Origin of the sequence: Paenirhizobium naphthalenivorans (genome assembly GCF_007992095.1) — a bacterium.
GTDB classification, from domain to species: domain Bacteria; phylum Pseudomonadota; class Alphaproteobacteria; order Rhizobiales; family Rhizobiaceae; genus Allorhizobium; species Allorhizobium naphthalenivorans.
In genome coordinates this window covers 1-702 of sequence record NZ_BJZP01000127.1, presented here as the reverse complement: position 1 = coordinate 702, position 702 = coordinate 1, and the positions used below count along the sequence as shown (strand labels likewise).

The 702-nt window shown below is 65.0% G+C and carries 1 protein-coding gene; it reads left to right on the top strand.

Annotated elements, in window-relative coordinates; genetic code table 11:
* The coding region (locus tag RNA01_RS23500; protein WP_503826408.1) for a DUF8437 domain-containing protein at positions 1-702 on the top strand (702 nt) is incomplete at both ends.

Sequence of the window (702 nt, the reverse complement as noted above, 5' to 3'; positions counted from 1 at the left end):
AAGACGTGGCCCGATATTCTCCGAACGCGTGATTGCTCCGCCCGCGGCGCCGACGATTACCTCCCCTGCAGATGCGCTCGCCGTCGTGCTGAATGAACGAGGCCACGTCGATATCGACCATGTCGCCGAGCTGCTGCACAGCGATCCTGCGGCTGTGGCCCACGAGCTGGGCGAGGCCATCTTCCGTGATCCGGCCGACGGATCATGGAAGACGGCAGACGGATATCTCTCAGGGGCCGTCCGCACAAAGCTTGCGACCGCGCAGGCAGCGGCCGAGCTCGACCCCGCCTATGAGCGCAATGTCCGCGCCCTCCAGGAGGTCCAGCCGGCTGATCTCCGGCCATCCGACATCACAGCCCGACTCGGCGCCCCGTGGATCCCGGCCGCCGATGTCGTCGCCTTCGTCAGGCAAAAGATGGAGGCGGAAATCCGCATCTACCACATGCCGGAGCTTGGGTCCTGGACGGTGGAGGCACGGCAGCTCGGTTACTGCGCCGCTGGCACATCGGAATGGGGAACGAGCCGCCGCCACGCCGGCGACCTGCTGTCTGACGCGCTCAACAGCCGGGTCCCTCAGATCTTCGACGTCTTCAAGGATGCCGACGGCGAACGCCGCGTGCTCAATGTTGTCGATACGGAAGCCGCCCGCGACAAGCTCCAGAAGATCAAGCAGACTTTTCAGGACTGGGTTTGGACCGATCC